Here is a 1911-nt window from a genome sequence, read left to right as displayed (position 1 = left end):
TAGCGCTTTGGCACCAAATAGGCCATATTAAACTGCACCCCTCGACCTGCGGAAACTTTACCGATGTACAAATCAACTTCTTCTAACGCTAACGAAAAGGTACTAACATTGTTACCAATGGGAAAGGTAATAAGGCCACTATGGCGAAAGAAATCAACACGGAGTACTTCAGCTGAAGTGCGTTTTACGTAGCCAACATGAATGAAGATCGGGATGGCGATGCTCAGCAATACAGCAATGACCTTGATGTAAACGACTTCTCTGGTAGCAAGGTAAAAATATAAGGTGATAAATGCGCATATTGTTGCCATGTACGCAAATGCAGCATTAGCTAATTTATCGTTTCGATCAAGATCGACACTCATCAATTTAATATTTTTGCTGGAGGCCATTAGGTTATTTTGCGACAGCAAGAATCGACTGTTTAGCTGAGCTGGTACTCGCTCAAATCCCCCCTTTACTTTTTTACGTCTTGGTACAGAGTCTGCTATTGGTAGTAGAGGAGTCTCTTCCACCGGCCGACCAAAATCAATGGGTGGTAAATTGTCCTCTGTATGTTCTTTTATCTCTTTAGGTGCTTTGGGAGCTACCTCGGTTTCCATTACCTTACTTATTATTTTTTGCAGACCTAAAGCGAGTAAGGCCACCACATTTTTCCAACTGCGGTTATGAGTAGGGCTGACTTCCTTGTGGTGTGCTTTCATTGTTTTATTGCTACCAAAATACTTTATCTAGTGGACGGTTATTTTTTAGGTCATAAAAAGGCGCTTGTTTTACTAAATCTTCACCTAATATTTGAATATGGTCTTGGTGGTCAAGGTAGGGGCTCTCTAGCGTTTCTTGCCAACCTTTATAAAACGAACTTGGTATGGGCTGAGTGGTATCCATAAAACGGTGGATTTCACTCCACAGCTGCGCGCTGCCGTCCATATCCTTTGGCTCCCAATCGGTTGAATAAAGTGTCTGGCGCTTAAGTGTTTTTGGGTATCGAAGTGGGGCTAAAAACGCCAAGTTATGCCTCACACCTTTACCCGAGGAGACCTTTACAATATACAGTTCAACTTCATCAAGTGTTAACGAGAAGCTCCCTTCATTATTGCCAATGGGAAAAGTGACAAGGCCAGTATTTCGAAAGAAGTCGACCCGTAGCACTTCAGAAGTATAGTGCTTAATTCTATGAACTCGATAAAAAACGAAGCTTGCAAACACCACTAACCCAATCATAAGGTAAAGGATATGAGGCTCAGACTCTTTCAAGTATACGGGGAGACAAACAAGCGCAAATATTGAGGCCATATAAGCAAAAACGACATTCGCAAGTCTCCCTACTCGCGCAAAGTCAGCTCCGCCTAATGCGATACGTTGGTTCGATGAGAGCACGTCATTATCTTGCAAGACAAAGTCTGCTTTACTATTTACAGCCACTTTTTGCATGCCTTTACTAATGTTAAAGTCTCGTGGTATTGAGTCCTCTATTTTTAGCAGCGGTGTTTCTTCTATTGGCCGATCATGCACTACCTTATCTACAGACGCCGAGAGAGTTAACGTTTGCGTCTCCTTTTTACCCTCAGTTTCCATAACCTTACTTACAATTTTTTGAAGACCTAAAGCGAGTAAGGCCACCACATTTTTCCAACTGCGGTTATGGGTAGGGCTGACTTCCTTGTGGTGTGCTTTCATTGCTTTATTGCTACCAAATCACTTTGTCTAACGGACGGTCGTTTTCTAAATCGTAAAAAGGGGCTTGTTTTACTAAATCTTCGCTTAATATGATTATTTTATCTTGCTCCGTAAAGTCACTGCTTTCGATTACCTCTTGCCAGCCTTTGTAAAAGGATGCAGGTATAGGTTGTGTGTTATCCATAAAACGATGGATTTCACTCCACAGCTCCATGCTATCTTCTAAGTCTC

At 42.0% G+C, this 1911-nt stretch carries 2 protein-coding genes and 1 pseudogene; all 3 read right to left on the bottom strand.

Annotated features, from left to right (window positions below; translation table 11 throughout):
- On the bottom strand, positions 1–704 hold a 704-nt coding region (locus CKO50_RS23315), incomplete at its 3' end, for a hypothetical protein (protein WP_095730087.1).
- 10 nt (positions 705–714) lie between these two features.
- Positions 715–1680 carry a hypothetical protein gene (locus CKO50_RS23310; protein ID WP_095730086.1) on the bottom strand — a complete coding sequence of 322 codons (966 nt, stop codon included), beginning with the start codon at positions 1678–1680 and terminating at the stop codon, positions 715–717.
- Between the two features lie 10 nt (positions 1681–1690).
- Positions 1691–1911: pseudogene (locus CKO50_RS23305) on the bottom strand (hypothetical protein); the annotation flags it as partial.

The sequence above is a fragment of the Pseudoalteromonas sp. HM-SA03 genome, from assembly GCF_002289345.1.
Taxonomy (GTDB): Bacteria; Pseudomonadota; Gammaproteobacteria; order Enterobacterales; family Alteromonadaceae; genus Pseudoalteromonas.
This window is presented reverse-complemented; position numbering and strand designations above follow the sequence as displayed.

Excerpts from the sequence above, each read along its gene's own strand:
- CKO50_RS23310 (WP_095730086.1), bottom strand. The coding sequence starts at position 1,680 with ATGAAAGCACACCACAAGGAAGTCAGCCCTACCCATAACCGCAGTTGG.